21 protein-coding genes are annotated in these 18,864 nt (G+C 51.9%); 11 read left to right on the top strand and 10 right to left on the bottom strand.

Features of this window, described 5'->3' with window-relative positions; all coding sequences use genetic code 11:
- Nucleotides 1-170 precede the first annotated feature (170 nt).
- The 9 genes from I0P70_RS07000 to I0P70_RS06960 all read left to right on the top strand — a co-directional run bounded on the left by I0P70_RS07000 (nt 171) and on the right by I0P70_RS06960 (nt 10,135).
- On the top strand, nt 171-1,259 hold the full coding sequence (locus I0P70_RS07000) for an AI-2E family transporter (protein WP_196115941.1): 1,089 nt from the start codon (nt 171-173) through the stop codon (nt 1,257-1,259).
- Between the two features lie 112 nt (nt 1,260-1,371).
- Nucleotides 1,372-2,037 (top strand): ABC transporter ATP-binding protein, encoded by a 666-nt coding sequence (locus I0P70_RS06995; RefSeq protein ID WP_196115939.1) that lies wholly within the window; start codon nt 1,372-1,374, stop codon nt 2,035-2,037.
- A gap of 295 nt (nt 2,038-2,332) precedes the next feature.
- Nucleotides 2,333-3,133: a hypothetical protein gene (locus I0P70_RS06990; RefSeq protein WP_230392047.1), complete on the top strand. Its 801-nt coding sequence runs from the start codon at nt 2,333-2,335 to the stop codon at nt 3,131-3,133.
- Nucleotides 3,111-3,272: a hypothetical protein gene (locus I0P70_RS06985; protein WP_196116313.1), complete on the top strand. Its 162-nt coding sequence runs from the start codon at nt 3,111-3,113 to the stop codon at nt 3,270-3,272. The genes I0P70_RS06990 and I0P70_RS06985 overlap by 23 nt, the downstream gene beginning before the upstream one ends.
- A 57-nt stretch (nt 3,273-3,329) precedes the next feature.
- A complete protein-coding gene (locus I0P70_RS06980) occupies nt 3,330-5,249 on the top strand; it encodes an ATP-dependent DNA helicase RecQ (protein ID WP_196115936.1) in 1,920 nt (639 codons plus the stop codon).
- Between the two features lie 54 nt (nt 5,250-5,303).
- Nucleotides 5,304-6,296, top strand: coding sequence for a 2-hydroxyacid dehydrogenase (locus tag I0P70_RS06975; RefSeq protein ID WP_196115934.1), 993 nt, complete (start codon nt 5,304-5,306; stop codon nt 6,294-6,296).
- A 35-nt stretch (nt 6,297-6,331) separates the two neighbouring features.
- Entirely contained in the window at nt 6,332-7,783 is a 1,452-nt protein-coding gene (locus I0P70_RS06970; protein WP_196115931.1) for an L-lactate permease, read from the top strand.
- A 447-nt stretch (nt 7,784-8,230) separates the two neighbouring features.
- Complete coding sequence (locus tag I0P70_RS06965) at nt 8,231-8,983, top strand: AraC family transcriptional regulator (protein ID WP_230392046.1); 753 nt, start codon at nt 8,231-8,233, stop codon at nt 8,981-8,983.
- A 90-nt stretch (nt 8,984-9,073) separates the two neighbouring features.
- Nucleotides 9,074-10,135 carry a methyltransferase domain-containing protein gene (locus I0P70_RS06960; protein ID WP_196115928.1) on the top strand — a complete coding sequence of 354 codons (1,062 nt, stop codon included), beginning with the start codon at nt 9,074-9,076 and terminating at the stop codon, nt 10,133-10,135.
- Between the two features lie 11 nt (nt 10,136-10,146).
- Here I0P70_RS06960 and I0P70_RS06955 read toward each other — a convergent pair whose 3' ends face one another.
- The 4 genes from I0P70_RS06955 to I0P70_RS06940 all read right to left on the bottom strand — a co-directional run bounded on the left by I0P70_RS06955 (nt 10,147) and on the right by I0P70_RS06940 (nt 12,204).
- Nucleotides 10,147-10,608 carry a hypothetical protein gene (locus I0P70_RS06955; RefSeq protein WP_196115926.1) on the bottom strand — a complete coding sequence of 154 codons (462 nt, stop codon included), beginning with the start codon at nt 10,606-10,608 and terminating at the stop codon, nt 10,147-10,149.
- A gap of 95 nt (nt 10,609-10,703) precedes the next feature.
- Complete coding sequence (locus I0P70_RS06950; RefSeq protein WP_196115924.1) at nt 10,704-11,192, bottom strand: GNAT family N-acetyltransferase; 489 nt, start codon at nt 11,190-11,192, stop codon at nt 10,704-10,706.
- Between the two features lie 10 nt (nt 11,193-11,202).
- A complete protein-coding gene (locus I0P70_RS06945; protein WP_196115922.1) occupies nt 11,203-11,832 on the bottom strand; it encodes an HAD family hydrolase in 630 nt (209 codons plus the stop codon).
- Nucleotides 11,833-12,204 carry a nuclear transport factor 2 family protein gene (locus tag I0P70_RS06940; RefSeq protein ID WP_230392045.1) on the bottom strand — a complete coding sequence of 124 codons (372 nt, stop codon included), beginning with the start codon at nt 12,202-12,204 and terminating at the stop codon, nt 11,833-11,835. It lies immediately after the preceding gene.
- 121 nt (nt 12,205-12,325) lie between these two features.
- Here I0P70_RS06940 and I0P70_RS06935 point away from each other — a divergent pair, with 121 nt between their 5' ends.
- Entirely contained in the window at nt 12,326-12,958 is a 633-nt protein-coding gene (locus tag I0P70_RS06935) for a YdcF family protein (RefSeq protein WP_196115918.1), read from the top strand.
- A 135-nt stretch (nt 12,959-13,093) separates the two neighbouring features.
- On the opposite strand, the gene I0P70_RS06930 is transcribed toward I0P70_RS06935, so the two are convergent.
- Nucleotides 13,094-13,381: a DUF1330 domain-containing protein gene (locus I0P70_RS06930; protein ID WP_196115916.1), complete on the bottom strand. Its 288-nt coding sequence runs from the start codon at nt 13,379-13,381 to the stop codon at nt 13,094-13,096.
- Nucleotides 13,382-13,553: 172 nt separating this feature from the next.
- Between I0P70_RS06930 and I0P70_RS06925 the strand changes: the two genes are divergently transcribed.
- Nucleotides 13,554-14,096: a DinB family protein gene (locus tag I0P70_RS06925; RefSeq protein ID WP_196115914.1), complete on the top strand. Its 543-nt coding sequence runs from the start codon at nt 13,554-13,556 to the stop codon at nt 14,094-14,096.
- 12 nt (nt 14,097-14,108) lie between these two features.
- On the opposite strand, the gene I0P70_RS06920 is transcribed toward I0P70_RS06925, so the two are convergent.
- The 5 genes from I0P70_RS06920 to pgk form a co-directional block, all read right to left on the bottom strand.
- A complete protein-coding gene (locus I0P70_RS06920; protein ID WP_196115912.1) occupies nt 14,109-15,092 on the bottom strand; it encodes an ABC transporter ATP-binding protein in 984 nt (327 codons plus the stop codon).
- Nucleotides 15,093-15,095: 3 nt separating this feature from the next.
- Nucleotides 15,096-15,482 carry an SRPBCC domain-containing protein gene (locus I0P70_RS06915; RefSeq protein WP_196115910.1) on the bottom strand — a complete coding sequence of 129 codons (387 nt, stop codon included), beginning with the start codon at nt 15,480-15,482 and terminating at the stop codon, nt 15,096-15,098.
- Between the two features lie 21 nt (nt 15,483-15,503).
- On the bottom strand, nt 15,504-15,719 hold the full coding sequence (locus I0P70_RS06910; protein WP_196115908.1) for a VF530 family DNA-binding protein: 216 nt from the start codon (nt 15,717-15,719) through the stop codon (nt 15,504-15,506).
- 85 nt (nt 15,720-15,804) lie between these two features.
- Entirely contained in the window at nt 15,805-17,013 is a 1,209-nt protein-coding gene (locus I0P70_RS06905) for a porin (RefSeq protein WP_196115906.1), read from the bottom strand.
- Between the two features lie 385 nt (nt 17,014-17,398).
- Nucleotides 17,399-18,598, bottom strand: coding sequence for a phosphoglycerate kinase (pgk, locus tag I0P70_RS06900; RefSeq protein WP_196115904.1), 1,200 nt, complete (start codon nt 18,596-18,598; stop codon nt 17,399-17,401).
- Nucleotides 18,599-18,864 lie beyond the last annotated feature (266 nt).

The raw sequence follows: 18,864 nt of genomic DNA, 5'->3' as shown, positions 1-18,864 counted from the left end.
TAAAGTTGCGTTTATCGGGAACAAATAATTGCAATGTTTTTGCCATTGTGAGCGATGCTGGTTTGTGCATAAATAAAGATTCCCAAATGATTGCTTTGCAACGATGGATATAGTTTCTGAGTAATATACATAATCCGATATGGATACATTGCATTCCTCAGAAACGCTACATGCAAGACATTTACACATATGCTCGCCGAATTGCACTGGCCGCTTTTATTTTCTTTCTGGTGGCGGCAGCCTTTTACCTGCTTATACAGCTCACCCATTTTCTACTGCTGGTGTTCGCAGGTATACTGCTGGCGGTACTTTTCACGAGCCTGTCAGAGTGGGTGAGCGCTAAAACAGGCTTTGGAAGAGGACTCAGCCTGACCATTGTAACCATTTTGCTTTTTGGGATGCTGGTCGGCCTGGGCTTCATTGTGGCACCCACGGTCGGGGAGCAGGTCAATGAAATGGGCGATTCCATACCCCAGGCCTGGGAAGATCTGAAAGATAAACTGCGGGAGACCACATGGGGGGAGCAGGTGCTCCACGAGGTGGAAAATGGAACGGGCAAGATGATACCGGAGTCCAAAGCCATTTTTTCGCGCGTCACTAATATGTTCACTTCCACGCTGAGCATTATTACTGACTTACTGATCGTTCTGATCACAGGCTTATTTCTGGCGGCAAACCCGCTGCTCTATACCAAAGGCTTTGTGAAGCTGTTTCCGGTTATGAGGCGCAACCGGGTATACGAGGTGCTCAGCCTGTGCTACGATACCCTGCGACAGTGGCTTTGGGGCATGTTTCTGGCTATGTGCCTTATTGGGGGGACGGTATGGCTGGGCTTTACGATCATAGGGCTGGAACTGGCGCTTCTGATGGCGCTGCTGGCTTTCTTCTTTGCTTTTATTCCGAACATAGGGCCTATCATAGCCGGCGTGCCGCCCATCCTGCTGGGCTTGCTGGACAGTCCGCAGATGGCGCTGCAGGTACTCCTGGTCTACAGTATCATTCAGGGTATAGAGGGCTATGTGCTGACGCCTCTTATCTTTCAGAAAACAGTGGCACTGCCTCCGGCGCTATTGCTGTTCTTCCAGGTGCTGCTGGGCATCGTGCAGGGTGGGCTGGGACTTTTTCTGGCAGCACCGTTGCTGGCAGTGGTCATGGTGATCGTGCAGGAAGTATACATCAAGGATGTGCTCGAACGGCCTGATTCAACTAAAGCAGCTGGTGCCGGGGGCAGTTCAGGCACAGGAACAGCAAGCTCCTAGATGCGGTCGTACCGGGAGGCTGAAGCTAAATTTTGGGGAGCAGGTACCGCACTTATACCTTTTGTTTTGTAGCTTTGGAAGGTCCAACACTTTCAAACCAATTCGTTAAGCTGTGCTGCAGGTAGTCAACGTTCACAAAAAATACGGTTCGCTAGAAGTTCTAAAAGGCATTGATCTGACCATTCATGCCGGAGAAGTTGTTTCTATTGTAGGTGCTTCCGGTGCCGGCAAGAGTACGCTGCTGCACATTCTGGGCACACTCGACTCGGCTGACAGCGGCGACGTGATGTTCGATGACAAGAACATTTCCCGCCTCAATCCGACTGAACTGGCACGTTTCCGTAACCGGCACATTGGCTTTATTTTCCAGTTCCATAACCTGCTGCCCGAGTTTACAGCCCTCGAGAATGCCTGCTTGCCGGGCTTTCTGGCCGGTCGTCCGGAGTTGGAGGTGACTGAACGGGCCGCCGAATTGCTGAGCATGCTCAACCTGAGCCACCGCATGCACCACAAGCCCTCCGAAATGTCGGGTGGCGAGCAGCAGCGCACAGCAGTGGCCCGTGCTCTGATCAACTCACCCCGCATCATTTTCGCCGATGAGCCCAGTGGTAACCTCGACTCCAAAAACGCCCAGGAGCTGCACGAGATTTTCTTTAAGCTGCGCGACGAGTTCAACCAGACCTTCGTGATCGTGACGCACAACGAGCAGCTGGCTACCATGGCCGACCGCACCCTGATCATGAAAGACGGCTTGATCGTGCAGGAAGTAAGGGCCTAAGCTATACCTGATCCGCTGTTTACAGTGCTATAAGCGACTATCGCCTGGGCAAATATTTCCCATGCCTTCTGTTTTGACTGGCCTTCCGGTTCACCCGACTACCTCAATTGCAGTTTTCACGTACAATATATCCCCCCTTTGCCTTTTTGTGCTAAAAATAGAGGCTGGTTTCGGGGAAATATACCTGACTAAAATTATTTTATAAATGCCTGATTGCCAGGTGATTATAATGGATATTTTTTTAGTTTTTTTGCACCATTTCAGGAGCAGGTATGTTTGATATATATACTAAAACATGAAAACTAACGAAAGTATGAGTCAAGTGAATAAAGAAACAAAAGTGGAGAGAAAGCCGAAGGTTGAGAGCTATGATATAGCTAAATCTGATGAGACGCTTCACTTAGCTGTTGACCTGGCTAAGTTTATAAAAGAGAACAGGTTATATCAAAATATACAAGGGAAAGAGTATGTGAACGTAGAAGGCTGGCAGTACGCCGGATCTCGTCTGGGTATCCTGCCGGTGGTGGAGCATGTGGTGAACATCAGCACCGACGAGGAAATTAAATACCAGGCGAAGGTAAACCTGCTAGACCTGCGTAGTCAGCAGGTGGTGGGTGCCGGTTTTGCGATTTGCTCTAACAAAGAGCAGGGCAAGAAGTACTACCAGGAATTTGCGATCGCCTCGATGGCGCAGACGCGTGCGATAGGTAAGGCTTATCGTAACATTCTGGCCTGGATCATCCGTGCGGCTGGTTACGAGCCAACTCCGGTGGAGGAAATGGACTATGGCGGCAACGAATCGTCAGCCAAACCAGCTGTGCCAACAGAGAAGAAGGCAACCATGAAAGCTGCGTCTGCCACTCCTGTGGCTGAGAAAGCCGAGGTTGATGAGCAGGTAGCTGGAGTGCGATACGCCTCAGCCAAGCAGAAAGAGGAAATCATCCGACTGCTGAACAACCCGGTGATCACACGCCAGGAAAAAACAAAGATGCTGCTTAACATCAATAGATTTGACGAAGAGCGTGCTGCGCAGGCAATCGAAAAGCTGAAAAAAGTGATCGAAGACCGTGAAGATGGTCAGTCTGCTGCCGCTTAATCTGAAACTACCGCACTTAAAAGCCCGCCTCCTTAGAGTCGGGCTTTTTTTATACCTATCGGCTATACCTATCGGCTATACCTACCGGCTATACCTACCGGCTATACCTATCGGCATATTTTTCAAAGTCCTGCCTTAAGCCGGGCAGCTAGTTTAGCCGATATGCCTTATCTTCGCCTTTGTAAAGCACACACCCTTGCAAGACATCCACCACATACTCAAAACCTACTGGGGCTACGACCAATTCAGGCCGCTGCAGGAAGATATTATCCGCTCGGTGCTGGCGGGGCAGGATACGCTGGCGCTGTTGCCGACGGGTGGGGGCAAGTCGATCTGCTTTCAAGTGCCAGCCATGGCCATGGAGGGAATCTGTATTGTGGTCACGCCGCTGATCGCGCTGATGAAAGACCAGGTAGAGCAGCTGAAGAAGCGTGGTATATCTGCCGTGGCTATCTTCTCAGGGATGAACCGACGCGAGATCGACATTGCCATGGACAACTGCGTGTATGGCAATGTCAAGTTTCTATACCTGTCGCCGGAGCGTTTGCGAACCGAGCTGTTTCAGGAGCGGGTAAAGCGTATGAAGGTCAGCCTGCTGGCTGTGGATGAGGCGCACTGTATTTCGCAATGGGGCTACGACTTCCGTCCGCCATACCTTGAGCTGGCTGCCCTGCGCGAAACACTGCCGGCTATACCTGTGCTGGCCCTCACGGCTACGGCTACCGAACAGGTGCGCGTAGACATACAGGAGAAACTGGCTTTCAAAAAGCCAAACGTGTTTATCAAGAGCTTTGCCCGGGCCAATCTGTCGTACTCCTGCCTGTACACCGAAGACAAAGTGGGTCGCCTGCTTGAGATCCTGCAACGCATGCCGGGGCAGTCCATCGTATACGTGCGCAGCCGTCGGCAAACGGTTGAGATAGCCCGCTTTCTGCAGAGCCGGCGTATACCTGCGGCGGCCTACCATGCGGGGCTTAAGTTTGATGAGCGCAACAAGGTACAGCAGGCCTGGATCGAGGACAAGGTACGGGTAATGGTGGCAACCAATGCCTTCGGGATGGGCATCGATAAACCCGATGTAAGACTGGTGGTGCACCTCGATCTGCCGGAGAGTCTGGAGGCTTACTACCAAGAAGCAGGTCGCGCCGGCCGTGATGAAAAGTACGCTTATGCCACGCTGCTTTACGGCCCGAGCGACACCAAGGATCTGCTGCAGAAAGTGAATGAGGCGCATCCGCCAATGGAGCTGATCCGGCGGGTATACCAATGCCTGGCTAATTATTACCAAATTGCGGTGGGCAGCGGCTTCATGGGCAGTTTCGATTTCGACCTGGCTGCTTTTTCCAAAAACTACAAACTGTCGGCCCTCGAAACGCACCACGCCATCAAGCGACTGGAAGGGGAGGGCTACGTGCAACTCAACGAAGCTTATTACAGTCCTTCGCGGCTATACCTGCTGCTCGACAACATGGCGCTTTACGAGTTTCAAGTGGCCAATGCCGAGCACGATGCCCTGCTCCGCCTGATCCTGCGCATGTATGGCGGCGAGGCTTTCACGGGCTTTGTGAAGATATCGGAGCGCAAATTGGCCGAGCAGCTTAAGAAGCCGGAGCAGGAGGTGCGCCGCAAGCTCGAGTACCTGCACAAGCTACAGGTGCTGGTGTACGAGCCACAGCACGATGCACCACAGCTGGTTTTCACAGCGCCCCGTCTGGATGCCGCCAATCTGCCGCTCAACCACAAAAAGCTGGACCAACTCCGCGATCGTGCCATGAAGCAGGCCCAGGAAATGGCGCACTATGTAGAGACCACTGACCGCTGCCGCACACAGTTGCTGTTGGAGTACTTTGCCGAAGTCAGTGACAAGAGCTGCCGCATCTGTGACTACTGCCTGGCGCAGCGCAAGAAGGAGCGGGAAGGGCAGGAGCAGCTGGCTTTGCGGCAGAAGTTGCTGGAGGCCGTGCAGCGCAAAAATCTGCTGCCGAAAGAACTCGTGCAGCAATTTGAAACCAAACACAGCGAAGCGGTAACCGAATTGCTGCGTGAACTCCTGGACACAGGCATTATCAAGTACGCCGAGAGTGGCAAGCTATACCTGGCGGCAGAACAGGTATAACCCACCGGAGGTTTTGCGTATAGTCTTATACCTGCTCATCAAAACCGCCGCGATATGAACGTACTCTTTTTCAGCTCCAAGGTATACGACAGCACTTTTTTTAATGCCGCAAACAAATCGCACCAGCACAAACTCAGCTATCTGGAGGTACCGCTTAACAAGAACACCGCTGTGCTGGCCAAAGGTAATGGGGCTGTCTGCATATTTGTGAATGACACCGCCAATGCCGAAGTGCTGCAGTTGCTGGCAGAGCAGGGAGTGAAATTGATCGCGCTCCGATGTGCCGGTTTCAACAACGTAGACCTTGGTGCAGCTGCAGAACTGGGTATGAAAGTGGTGCGTGTGCCAGCCTACTCGCCCTACTCGGTAGCAGAGCATACCCTGGCACTCATACTGACGCTCAACCGCAAAACACACCGCGCCTACAACCGCGTGAAAGAAGGCAACTTCGCGCTAAATGGCCTGATGGGCTTCGACCTCAACGGCAAGACCGTTGGCCTGATCGGACTCGGAAAGATCGGGCTTGTGACAGCAAAAATACTGAAAGGCTTTGGCTGCCGCGTGCTGGGCTATGACATTGAAAAGCGGGATGAATTTGACGAGATAGGTATAGAATTCACCGACTTGAGTAGCCTTTACGCCAACTCCGACATTATCTCCTTGCACTGTCCGCTCACGCCGCAAACCCACCATATTATCAATAAAGAAACCATCACCCAAATGAAACCAGGTGTGATGCTCATCAACACCAGCCGGGGAGCGCTCGTGGATACCAAAGCGGTCATTTCCGCACTCAAGAGTGGGCATATCAAGTATCTGGGCATCGATGTGTATGAAGAGGAAGCCGATCTTTTCTTCGAAGATCTGTCAGATCGGGTGATACAGGACGATGTGTTCATGCGGTTGCTCTCGTTCAACAACGTGCTGATCACGGGGCACCAGGCCTTCTTCACCAGCAATGCCCTTGAAAGTATAGCAGGTGTTACCTTGCAAAATATTGCTGACTTTGAACAAGGGAAGCAATTGGAAAATGAAGTAAAGGCCTAAGCTATACCTCTATACCTTCGCTATCGATCGACAAGATGCCCTACCTGCTCTCCTTGTTGCCTATTCTGCTGCTGGTTGTGCTCTCCCTTACCAGAGGAGTGAAAGTGGCGGTGCTGGTTGGGGCGATCTTTACGACTGTCCTGTTCTTTTACTGGGGCGCTTCGGTAGCACATTTTCTGGCCGCAATGGGGGCGTCGCTGCTCACGACCATCAATATTCTGATGATTGTACTGGGGGCCACGTTTCTCTACAACATCATGTCCCGGAATGGTCTGATCAACCAGATCACCCATTCGCTCGATCAATTACACCCTTCCAAGGAGTTACGCTTTTTTCTGCTGGCTATCGGGCTGACCGCTTTTTTTGAGGGAGTGGCTGGGTTCGGTACGCCGGGTGCCATTGTGCCACTTATACTGATCGCCCTGGGTTTTGATGCCGTGCTGTCGGTGGCGGTAGTACTGCTCTTCGATGGCTTGTTCGCTATTTTCGGAGCCGTCGGTACACCTTTGCTCACAGGCCTGCAAGTTCCTCTGGGTCTGTCTGATGCTGCCATACGCGATATCGCCTGGATGGCAGCAGGAATCAATGTGCTCGTTGGCCTACTGATCCTTTGGCTGGTATTCCGGATGGTGACACGCAGCCATGGTGACTTGCAGCACCGCAGGCAAGTGCTGTTGCTATACCTGTTCATCGCCTTGCCTTTTCTGCTGCTGGCCTGGCTAGCTGCCGAGCTTGCCACCGTGCTGGCCGCCCTGACCATGCTGGGGTTGTCAGTGCTATACCTGCGGCAGAAAAATTTAAAGATTAATTTGAAGCCCTGGTTGCCTTATGCGCTGCTCGCAGTTATGCTGTTGTTGCCAAAGCTCTCTCCTCTGTTGCGGAGTTGGCTGGGTTGGGAGTTGGCCTTTGAAAATATGTTCGGTACAAGTATACGAGCTGCCATCAGGCCACTTGCCTCCCCCTTGCTGCCCTTTGCGGCGGTGGGACTAGGGGTTGCGATGCTGTACCGGAGTAAGTCCCTATACCTGGCAGAGCCACTCAAAAAGATGCTGGCCGTCTTTGCCGTGCTTTTCCCTTCCATCGCCATTGCCCAACTGATGATCCACTCAGGTGTCACGCAGCCTTCCATGGTTCGGTACATCTCTGAAATGTTAAGCGGCCTGGGACCTGTCTATGTGGTGTTTGCACCTTTTGTGGGCATTATGGGCGCTTTCATCACAGGTAGCACCACCATTTCCAACGTCGTGTTCGGGGCTTCGCAACTCGAGACGGCCGCCGTGCTGGGGCTCAATCCCAATGTGCTGCTGACGCTGCAGCTGAGTGGTGCCGGACTGGGCAATGCGATTTGCCTGTTCAACATTATCGCGGCGGCATCAGTGGCAAACATCCAGAACTACAAGGCCATCCTAGCTGCCAATATGCTGCCCACGCTCCTGGCGGGAGCACTGGCCGGCGCATTTGGCTGGCTCGCTCTGACGCTATTCTGATGCAATTAATTTGCTCCCTTTTCTGCTACAGGTTTTGTTAACTTACGCTTTATGGCCCTATATCAGTGTCTCAGTGCGATTCACCCAAAAGCGGATCTATGCTTTAACTAAATGTATAAAAATTGCTACTTTTTTGGGTGAAATAATGTTATGATAAATAGAGGAACCCTGCCGTTTTTAGTGAGCAACAGAGTCAAGTGAGAACAAAGAGCGATAGGCAGGGGGAGCATCCTTCACATTACGGGCGAAATAGACGATGGAGGGTAAGTAGGGAAATTTAATAAGGTATTTGTGCCCAGAAATGAAATATTGACCTTTGAAACAATTGCTGCCTTTGAAAGAAAAATAAACCACGATACACGGCCCTATGATCCGGGCCTTCAGTTCCTGCCAGGGCGTATGGAGGAAAGGCACCAACATGTTGACCCAAAGCTGGGGATTCCAGCTTTGCGGAGAAACTTTAACCTGATTTACCTCCTCCTCGATGGCCTCCACGATGTACGCCTTGATGATAAGCACCGCTGGCTCATGCCGCATGATCTGGTGATTGTGCCGGCCAATGTGCTTTACGCTTCCACTAACATCAAAGACTGCAGGGGCTTCTGTATAGAATTTACAACGGAGTTCATGGAGCCAGTCATGCAGGGAGCCCTGTCAGAACAATTTCCATTCTTTGATCTGGATGCCGAGCATGTCATCAGCCTCACCTCATATGAAAGCAAACTGTTGCAGCGGTCTTTTGAGGACATCATAGAAGTATACAATGGCCATTCGAGGGAGAAAACACAACTGATCCGAAATTATATTCATATCCTGCTCTTGCTCATCCGTGACTGCTACAAAGCCAGGTACACGGTCTACATCAAAGAGAAAGCTACTCGTGCCGTGCAATTGACAAGCGGCTTCCAGCACCTGGTCGACGAGCACTTCCGCGAAATGCATGAGGTGCAGCAATATGCCAGCTTACTCAATATCACACCGAAGCACCTGGCTGACGTTGTAAAAAGTACTACCGGCAAGCCCCCGCACGAAATGATCCAAAACCGGCTCTTACAGGAAGCCCGCACGCTGCTCAGCCATACAAAAATGAGTATGGCCGAGATAGCCTATGCGTTGCATTTTGAGGACCAGTCCCATTTCAGTCACTTCATCAAGCGCAAAACCGGACAGACTCCGTTAGAGATTCGCAAAAACTTCTAGTCTGCACAAATTATTCCGAAATTCATACAATACTTTATGTTGTAAGTATTTTAATTTTAGAGTGTTATCCTCAAACTAAACACTACTACTATGGAAGAGAATACAATACATCGAAACCAGGTCAGGCCGGAGCGGGTAGAGGATTTTGCTCATCACGTGCTGGAAGACCTGAGTGCTGCCGAGCGAGTCAGGATGTCTTTTCTGGGCAGCCAACTGGGGCTTTACAAAGCAATGGTCAATGCAGGACCTATGACTGTAGGTCAGATTGCCCGAAGCGCCGGAGCTAGCATCAAACTGGTCAAGCGATGGGCGGACAGCCTGGCTGCGGATGGCTACCTCCTGCACGAACCAGAAGCCGACACCTTCTGTCTACCCGAGGCGCATGCCATTGCGCTGACCGACCCAACCAGCCCCCATTACATAGGTAACCGCTTCCTGAAAGGAAATGGAGACCAGCATGGCAAACCCCATGATGTGACACTGCCAACAGGAAGTAGCCATGCCAAAGGATTTAACTTATTGCCTGAAGATGTATCTGGCCGGTTTTTCAGTGAGGAGTACCTGGCTAGTCTGCTGCATAACTGGATTCCTGCTGTGGAAGGGCTTTCTGAGAAACTGGAAACAGGTATACTGGTAGCGGATCTGGGCTGCGGTCGCCACGGGGCTTCGACGCTGGTGATGGCTCGCGTATTTCCTAAATCGACCTTTCTGGGTTTTGACAGGTATATCTCCTCTGTAGAGCGAGCTAATCTGCTTGCCAAAGAGAAGCATATCGTGAATGCGCACTTTGAGTGGGCCACCGAAGAGCAGGTGTATGCTTACGAGTATGACCTGATCACGCTTATCGAAACTTTGGACTGCATGGGGGACAGCTTACAGGATCTGCTCTCTGAATGTTATCAGGTACTTAAAGCAGACGGTGTGCTGGTGATAGCGGAAGCCAAGGACAGCAACATCGTAAGCGAAGAGCAGTACCAGCGTCTGCGCTCCTCCAAAGTATTGCCTGTTTTGGAAGAGCATATATACCGGGTAGAGCGCGGTATTGACGGACACGAGCACGAACTGCACCGAGCATCCACAGCAGCTGGTTTTTCAGTTTTCCGTAAGGTAGCGGAAACCCTATACGACAAGGTATATGAACTGCGGCGCTAAAGTGCCAGTAACTAGAGTTTGACTTCTACTGTCTCCTGTCGCTTGTCGTGGTCCAATGTCTGGTCGTAGTGAAACACTGTTTCGTAACCGTTGATGGATACGACTTTGGTTACGTCCAGCACCAGCTGGTCCTGCTCTTTATGAATTTCCCGCAGTTGTTTGTCCAGCTGCAGGGGCGTAGTCCTGAGGGGCAGCTCCTGGAATGGCATCCAACCGAAGGTAGTGTCCAGCACGATCTCGTCTTTGGGCAATGTGGTGCTGATGCGGCGCAACCTGAGGGTCAGGTTCAATTTAGAATCCTGCCAGCGGGCTTCACTGTAATCTGTTTCCGTAAAAATTTTGAAGGCCACCTCTTTGTTGTACACAGGGGACTCAGGGATCGGCATTTCTTCTTCTTTTTCTTTGTCGCAGCCGCTTGTGAGCAACAACAAAAGCGCCAGAAAGGGCGCAAGGGTGCGTAATTTTAGAACCATGATAATCGTAAGTAGAAGCTGTTAGGGGGAAGGCGACATGGGGTGTCGCCTACTTAGCAGTACGGAGCACCCCGGCTTCAGTTTTCGGTTCCGGCTTAGTTTTTTCTCGAATTTTCCGGCTCCTGCAGAGGCAGCACCATGTGCTGTGTAGAGGGGGTAAAGCCCAATGATTCCCAGAAGCGGATGGCCTTTGGGTTTTGCACCGACACCTGGAGCTCGAGGTGATCGGCTCCCTGGTCGCTAAGCCACTTGCGGGCGGCCTCAAACAATTCCTTGCCGATGCCTTTGCCCCGATATCCGGCACGCACCACCGTCTCGCCAATGTATCCTTTGTTGGATAGCTTGAAGCCTGCCGAGCCAGGCCGTAGGCTGGCCACCAGCATACCTGCCCAGGTATCCGCATCCTGGTACACAAATACCCGGGTGCTTTTGTCCTTGAGGCGGTGGAGCAACTCTGCCTTCAGAGCCTGCTCACTGCCCGGCTTAAAGCGGAATACAGCATGATGGGACTGATGCATATCGAGCAGCAGGCACCAGAGCTCGTAGAACTCATCAATATCCTCAGGCTGGGCTTCAAAGATCATAGCGGAGCTGCTAGAAAAGCGTGGTCAGATCGCTGATACGCTCCAGGCGGTGCTCGTACTCATCCACTTCGCGGTAGCCGTAACCGGCGTGGATAAAGGGTACACCAGCCTTCTTACTGGCATCCAGATCGCCGGGGGTGTCGCCCACATACACAGGTGCCTGTAGGTTGTTGCGTTCCACGATGGCTTTCAGGTTCACATCCTTCGGGTCACCGGTACGGCCGGAGCATTCAAAATCACCGAAATACCTGCCTAGGTCGTGCCGCTCCAGAAAAGCCTCGATGTAGCCGTCCTGGCAATTGCTCACGATAAAGAGCTTGTACTTGTTGTGCAGGTACTGCAGCGTTTCCTCCAGTCCCTCGTACAGGTCACCTCCGTGCGCACGGATATGGGCCATTTCTTCTTTGCCACTCACTTCCATCAGTTCCTGGCGCTGAGCCTGGTCCAGGTGCGGGAATAGCATATCAAAGATCAGGTTATGCTGTGTGCCGGCGATGGAACGGATTTTGTCAGGTGTGATCTCCTGTATCTCAAAGTCAACTTTCTGGCGGGCGGCACTCCATGCTTTGGCCACAGTCTGGGCAGCATCCCACAGGGTGCCGTCCAGGTCAAATATGATACTGTCTATCTGGTTCGTCATTTATTGGGTATTGTAAGGCGGTATAAAAATCACCTCTACGATTAAGCCATCCTTTACGCGGTATACGGCTATGGCGTCGGTGCGCGGCTCTCCTTTTTTTCGCTGCACCTTTTCTTGGTCAATCACCACGTCGCCTGCCACGATGCGGTTCACGATCTCGCAGTGCAGGTCCGGGGTGCTGGCGAACATGGCGCCGTAGCGCTTGTGCAGCTCGTCGCGACCCTGGTAGGTAAGCACGCCCGGCTGACGGTATACCTTCACGGTGTCGCTGAAGGCGCTGGCAAACAGATCAATGTCGCGGCTGTTGTAGCCTTTCAGTTGCAACTCCACCGGTTTCACAACGGCAGGCGTTTCAGGTTTGCTTTGGCTCATGGCAGGGATGCTGCTAAGTAAAAGGATGGTGAGAGGTAGCAGGTATTTTTTGATCATGCACAAAATTAGGCAATTTTGTGGGGATATACCTTGCACAATTACATTGCGTATAAGCGGAGCTATGATAGAAGAACTCATCATTCGCGCACTTTGCGATACGATACCTGACGAGCCGGTAGACGGTTTGTTTCTGTTCGGCCAGACCGAAGACAACCAGCAGGCAGCCTTTGAAACAGCCCGGTCTTTTCTGCAAAGCGGCCGCACCGGCAAGGTGCTCTGCCTCGGCACTAAAGCCATGAGCGGCTACCCCGGATTTGAGGTATGGAAAGAGGAAATGACAAAACTCGGAATAGGAGCGGAGCAGCTTATACCTGTTCCCCCCGTGCCCGAAGATACAGCGATGCTCCATACCCTGATCGAAGCGACTTCGGCAGTGCGCTATGCCAGGGAGCAGGGCTATAAAAGCATGGTGGTAACGGCAGCTCCTTTTCAACAGCCACGTGCTTTTATGACAGCCATTACAGCTGCACTGCGGGAGCACCCGTCGCTATACATTTACAGTCTGCCCGGTAAGCCCATGCCTTGGCAAGAGGAAGTGACCCACTCGCAAGGCAAGCTCGAAGACACCCGCGCCGGACTCATCGCCGGTGAGATGGAGCGCATTTGCTGCTACCATGACCGCAACGACCTTATATCCGTGACAGAGGCGCTCGATTACCTGAACCGGCGGGATAAAAAGAAGTTAGATTCGTAATCTGTCTCTAACTCCAATTTCAGTATAAGGAACAATTTGTTTGATCTGTCATCTCGACAATAGGAGAGATCTGAATTAACTCAAAGCCTGAGTAATGTTTCAGATTTCTCCCAAATGTCGAAATGACAGGAAATTTTAAACTCCCTCTACCGCGATCATGCGGGTGCTGGAAGCACTCTGGCGCAGGGCTTTGGCTGGGGCATATTCGTCAGACGACCACCAAGCTTTGGCTTGCTCCATGGTCGGGAACTCGAGCACAACGATGCGGCTTGGGTTCCAGTCGCCTTCCAGGTTCTGGGCTGCACCACCACGTACAATGAACTTGCCATCGAATGGCTCCAGAGAGCCTGGTGTCAGTTTTTTATAATCTTCGTAAGCGGCAGGATTGTTCACCTCCACATCTACAATAATATAAGCTGGCATATCAGTTAAGTATGGGTTTATAATAGGATGGCTGCATATTAGGTATAATCCGCGGATGGTGCAAGCTGAAGTTTGAGTAGGTGCATGCATCAATTTCAACTTGAAAAAGCAAAATAGCTAGGCTTTTTCGCTGCTGATTGCGTACATCGCTCATGTACAAGCCCTTGATCTTATGACACAGACCAAAAACCTCGAAGTATGGCTGCGCGGTCCGCTGCCTGATGTGCCTGCCTTGTTACAACCAGTAGCCCATGCGCTGCTGCAGGCCCGCGAAGAAGTCGGAAGTTTCATGCAGGACTTCCCGGATGAACTGCTCTGGGAGCGACCTGCCGGAGTAGCCTCAGTGGGTTACCACCTACAGCACCTTACCGGTATACTGGAGCGCCTCTTTGCCTATGCCCGCGGCGAACAATTGAGCGAGCAACAGTTAGCCTATCTGTACGCCGAAGGCAAACCGGTAGGGGAGGACAAGCAATCTGAAACACTGGTTCAGAAGTTCAATGAGCAGGTGGACAAAGCGATGGACCAATTAAGGCACACCGACGAAAGCAGCCTGACCGAAAGCAGAAGGGTAGGACGTGCACAGGTAGAGTCCACGGTGATGGGCCTGCTTTTTCACGCCGCCGAACACAGCATGCGCCATGTAGGGCAGCTGCTGGTAACAGCGCGGGTGCTGCGCGAGCGGGAAATGTCGAATGGGAATATGGTAGACTGAGTCTATTCCTGATCAGACAAAGCTAATTTGCTCCCGATCAACTGTCAGGTATACCTTCTTGCCTATAGCGGCAGGTATAGCCTGTGTTCTTACATTGACGCTGGTGCCTGAGAGTTGTATTTGCACGTCGTAAAATCCACCATAGAAAGTGATTTTTTGCACGGTGCCAGTTAAAGAGCCCGTGCCTTCGCTCACAAATCGAAAGTGTTCCGGGCGAACCAGTATGTCGCGGCCCTGAGGTTCTATTCCTAGCCCGGCCGCAAATACTAAAGCTACCTCGGCAGGTATAAGGTTATAACTGCCAAACAAACCAGCTGTGTACGTATCAATGGGGTGGCGGTATACCTCTTCGGGTGTGCCCTGTTGTATGATCCGGCCGCCTTTGATCACCAGAATGCGGTCGGCCCAAGAGAGGGTGTCGTGCGGATCGTGGGAAATGAGGATGCAGGTAATGGCAAGCCGCTCGGTGATGTCATGGATGACCTCTTTGAGTAATTCCTTGTGGCCTTTGTCGAGGTTAGAGTAAGGCTCATCGAGCAGTAGCAAACTGGGCCATGTGCTGAGCAGGCGGGCCAGAGCGATGCGCTGGCGCTCCCCACCCGAAAGCTGGTTGGTCTTGCGCTGCTTCAGATGACTGATGCGGCATACCTCATACAAGGTTTCAGCTTCATCGCCCTGCAGCATATTGGCGTAGCGGAGCACCTGCTCTACTCTTAAAAATTGCGGCAAATCGTAGTGCTGCGACAAGTAGGCGATCCCTTCATGACCCGGTACCAACTTATCGTGCGGACCAATCACCCGTTTGCCTTCAAACGTGATCTGACCGGCACTGGCCTGTACCAGTCCGGCAATGGTTTGCAGCAGCGTGCTTTTGCCGGACCCGGTTTCACCAGCTATCGCAATTTTCTCATACTCGCCCTGCACAAAGCTGATGTCGTGCAGCACGGTATGGCCGTCTTCATGCACATGGATTGCGGATACTTCTAGGAAACTCAAAGCCTAGAACACATCCTCGTAAAACTCTATCAGCGCACCGAAGTACGCTTCGTTCCAGCCTTCCACGATGTCATCATAGTCCTCGTCAGGAATGTTAAGGTGGCGCAGCTCGGCGGAGGTGCCATGTTTGTGTGGGTGCAGCTTAATGGTAACAATCGACTTGTCTGTCTGTTCGCCAAAGTACCACTCCTGCACGATCATTTTGCCCTCCTCAAACTCCAGGTTTTTGCCTACGATGTTACCCTCAAAAAGCGAAAACTCTGAGCCAGGCTCGGTCGACATCTCTGCAGGATCACCTGTCCACAATTGGATGGTGCTGGGGTTGGTTAGGGCCACATACACCTCCTCAGGGGCAGCCGGTATGATAAAATATTTTTTGTAGTCTTTCATTTCGATCGCTTTCGTAAGGTCCTAGCTGAAGGTTCTGATGTAGAGCTCCTCTACTTTCTGCCTTGCCCAGGGTGTTTTACGCAAAAACTTCAGACTGGAGTTGATGCTCGGGTTGTTGTTGAAGCTGTTGATGTTGATCATATAACCCAGCTCTTCCCAGCCATAATAGTCTACGAGCTGCACCAGGATGCGCTCCAGTGTTTTGCCGTGCAGGGGATTGTTTTTCTGTTCTTCCATAAGCAAGTGTTAGGGCTTGCAAGTTCCATACATTATCCTGAATACGCAATTTAATTAGCCGAAGGCTGCTATACCTGTTCGTGGCTTATATCCCCAGTTCGACCTGCACGCCAGCCGTCCAGTGATAGTCGTTGTTTACGGGCAGGAAAGGATTGAAGGAGTGGTAGCCCACATTGGCCTGCAGCTTAAGGCGGTGCGCCCGCAGGTATTTGGTTACGCCCGCCAGGTAGGCCTCTTCGGTGTTTTCCAGAGAGCGCACTTCCTGATTGGGTGTTATGCGGGAGTAACGGCCAGCCAATTCAACATTATTCGGGAAGATATAGCTCAGCTGGTAGTTCTGCCCACGACCAGTCAGGATGTGGCGTCGATCGCCTGCAGCATTAAGCGTAATCGGGTTGTCTGCCTCTCGCGCTATGTACTCCGCATAAAGGGCCATACCTCTGTACTTGAGAAGGCCATCAAAAATATAGGTTTGCATGTCCGACTGCTCGTACAGGTCACGACCGATCTGGCCACCCGTGCGGCGGGCACCTTCGTTATGGCTCATACCACCTGCCAGGGAAAGTTTTGGGGTCGGTTCACGCTCCAGGTCTCCTTCAAAGTAATCACCTCCGTTGGTGAACTTGCCAAAGGGGAGGAGCTCCAAACGCCCGGTATAGGCAAGACCTTTGTCAGTAGAGAACACATTACGACCCTCACCAGCTGTGAGTGCACCTTTGAGCATGTAGTGAAAACCGCCGAACTGATTGCTATACACCGCCTGGAAACCAAAATCACGGTCAACGTTGAAAGCCACATTCACGATGGAGCGGTCGATGAATTGCTGATCACCGGAAGAGATCACACGCTGTCGGTTGCCGGGCAGTTTGGTCTGTCCGAAAGCGAATTGCCAGTTATCGTTAGGCCGGTAGTACACCACGGCATCGCGCACCACATTCGGGCTGGTGTTGATGTTGGATTGGTCGCGCATGCTCCAGTCCATGTCGCCACGCGAGAAAGAGAGCTGTATGTTATAGGTCAGTTTAGGGGAGTACATAAAACCCTCGAAGCGAAGACGAAGACGTCGCACTCGCATTTCATATTCTGACACTCCGAAATCGTCCTTTGCAACGGAGTTATACATGGCCCGGCTTTGCACACGAAACCGCATGTTGATCGAGAAGGAGCTGTCCGGAGTTACAATACCAACACCGCGTTTGAAGTTGAACAGTGGCTGATTACTTTCTTGATTCTGGGCAACAGCTGCAACTGGACATGCCAGCAAAAGCGCCAGCAATAGGGTATAAATTTTCATGTTTAGTCTCTGGCTCTTATCGAATTTATAGGGCCTTCAGAGCTTAAAAAGGACCAATGTGATCAGGTATAAATTCATTGGAAACAGCAAGCACTGTGAGATCAGATGCTGTCTGCTGTTTAGCAAAATCCCCCGCTACAGAAAAGCAGCGGGGGATTTCTTGAGTTAATTAGGGTTCTCGCTTGTTCTATACCTACTGCCCTCGCTCGCGTCCTGCGAGTGTGAGTTATTAGGCGGACTTCCCGAAAGTGTTCGGGAAGTTCAACTGGCCGCTAAGGTCAGTTCCTCTGACACAAGTGGCGGGACGCCACTAAATGCCTCACACTCGCGGGACGTGAGCGAGGGTGTCAGGGGACGGTTTAACTAGCGCGTTAGTTTTATTAGATTAATAGTCGTCACGCTCAATGGCGGCCACACCCGGCAGGGTCTTGCCTTCCATGTACTCCAGCAGCGCACCGCCACCGGTCGACACATAAGACACGCGGTCGGCATAGCCCAGCTGGTTGACAGCAGCAGCAGAGTCACCACCACCGATCAGCGAGTAAGCACCACGGCGGGTTGCATCTACCACTGCTTCAGCCACGGCTTCGGTTCCGACAGAGAAGTTCGACATTTCAAACACACCCATCGGGCCATTCCACAGGATAGTCTTGGAGTTGCGGATCACATCGGCATACTGCTCGCGGGCATTCGGTCCAATGTCGAGGCCCATCCACATCGGCTTGATATGGTGGCTGAGTGACGTATCTACATTGGCGTCGTTGCTGAATTCGTCAGCGATGATGGAGTCAACAGGGATCATCAGGTTCACGCCTTTTTCTCTGGCCATCGCGATGAGGCGGGCAGCAAGTTCTACTTTATCTTCCTCCACCAGCGAAGAACCAATCTGTCCACCGTCAGCCTTCACGAAGGTATAGCTCATGCCACCACCGATCAGCAGGTTGTCCACGCGGTCCATCAGCTTCTCAATGATCAGAATTTTGTCAGAAATCTTGGCACCACCCATGATGGCGGTATAAGGACGCTCGGCATTGTCCATCACGCGACGGGCATTGTCTAATTCGGCATGCATTACATAGCCCATCACTTTGTCATTCGGGAAGTAGCGCGCGATCACAGCTGTAGAGGCGTGTTCGCGGTGCGCCGTGCCGAACGCATCATTCACATACACATCGGCTATGCTGGCCAGTTGTTGCGCAAATTCCGGATCACCCTTCTCTTCAGCTTTATGGAAGCGGAGGTTTTCGAGCAACAGAATTTCACCTGGCTGCAGATCTTGGGCTAGTTGTGCTGCCTCAGGGCCGATGCAGTCAGTAGCAAACTTAACAGTGGTGTTGAATTCCTGTGAAAGACGGTCCACGAGGTGGCGCAAGGAGTATTTCTCTTCCGGTCCGGCTTTTGGACGACCCAGGTGTGACATGAGAATGACAGCACCGCCATCGTTCAATATTTTCTGGATAGTCGGCACGGCCGCACGGATACGGGTGTCATCGGTAATGCGGTAGTCAGCATCCAGCGGAACGTTAAAGTCCACCCGGACCAGCGCCTTCTTGCCGGCAAAGTTATACGCGTCTACAGTTCTCATGATTTGTCTTTTTCGTTAGTCTTACTCGTTTTTCGTTTTTACGGAGTTTTTGTTTCCGGTATGCGTAATTGGGTGTACAAATATAGTGAAAAGGGTATGAATTACCTCCCCCCAACCCCCTCCTAAAAACAGGAGGGGGTGTCTGAATCAGGATTTACAGGATTAAAGGATTAGCAGGATTTTCTCAGATTCCGGATTCAACCACCCCTGCCCCTCCTTATCCAAGGAGGGGAGCTTCTGCTACTGCTATCTTAAAAGGTATAGGC

The organism is Pontibacter sp. FD36, assembly GCF_015686655.1.
Lineage (GTDB): Bacteria > Bacteroidota > Bacteroidia > Cytophagales > Hymenobacteraceae > Pontibacter.
This window is presented reverse-complemented; position numbering and strand designations above follow the sequence as displayed.

Bases quoted from the DNA above. Each gene is read 5' to 3' on its own strand.
- I0P70_RS07000 (WP_196115941.1), top strand. From the start codon at position 171: ATGCAAGACATTTACACATATGCTCGCCGAATTGCACTGGCCGCTTTT.
- I0P70_RS06990 (WP_230392047.1), top strand. From the start codon at position 2,333: ATGAAAACTAACGAAAGTATGAGTCAAGTGAATAAAGAAACAAAAGTG.
- I0P70_RS06985 (WP_196116313.1), top strand. From the start codon at position 3,111: ATGGTCAGTCTGCTGCCGCTTAATCTGAAACTACCGCACTTAAAAGCC.
- I0P70_RS06975 (WP_196115934.1), top strand. From the start codon at position 5,304: ATGAACGTACTCTTTTTCAGCTCCAAGGTATACGACAGCACTTTTTTT.
- I0P70_RS06970 (WP_196115931.1), top strand. From the start codon at position 6,332: ATGCCCTACCTGCTCTCCTTGTTGCCTATTCTGCTGCTGGTTGTGCTC.
- I0P70_RS06960 (WP_196115928.1), top strand. From the start codon at position 9,074: ATGGAAGAGAATACAATACATCGAAACCAGGTCAGGCCGGAGCGGGTA.
- I0P70_RS06955 (WP_196115926.1), bottom strand. From the start codon at position 10,608: ATGGTTCTAAAATTACGCACCCTTGCGCCCTTTCTGGCGCTTTTGTTG.
- I0P70_RS06950 (WP_196115924.1), bottom strand. From the start codon at position 11,192: ATGATCTTTGAAGCCCAGCCTGAGGATATTGATGAGTTCTACGAGCTC.
- I0P70_RS06945 (WP_196115922.1), bottom strand. From the start codon at position 11,832: ATGACGAACCAGATAGACAGTATCATATTTGACCTGGACGGCACCCTG.
- I0P70_RS06940 (WP_230392045.1), bottom strand. From the start codon at position 12,204: ATGAGCCAAAGCAAACCTGAAACGCCTGCCGTTGTGAAACCGGTGGAG.
- I0P70_RS06935 (WP_196115918.1), top strand. From the start codon at position 12,326: ATGATAGAAGAACTCATCATTCGCGCACTTTGCGATACGATACCTGAC.
- I0P70_RS06930 (WP_196115916.1), bottom strand. From the start codon at position 13,381: ATGCCAGCTTATATTATTGTAGATGTGGAGGTGAACAATCCTGCCGCT.
- I0P70_RS06925 (WP_196115914.1), top strand. From the start codon at position 13,554: ATGACACAGACCAAAAACCTCGAAGTATGGCTGCGCGGTCCGCTGCCT.
- I0P70_RS06915 (WP_196115910.1), bottom strand. From the start codon at position 15,482: ATGAAAGACTACAAAAAATATTTTATCATACCGGCTGCCCCTGAGGAG.
- I0P70_RS06910 (WP_196115908.1), bottom strand. From the start codon at position 15,719: ATGGAAGAACAGAAAAACAATCCCCTGCACGGCAAAACACTGGAGCGC.
- I0P70_RS06905 (WP_196115906.1), bottom strand. From the start codon at position 17,013: ATGAAAATTTATACCCTATTGCTGGCGCTTTTGCTGGCATGTCCAGTT.
- pgk (WP_196115904.1), bottom strand. From the start codon at position 18,598: ATGAGAACTGTAGACGCGTATAACTTTGCCGGCAAGAAGGCGCTGGTC.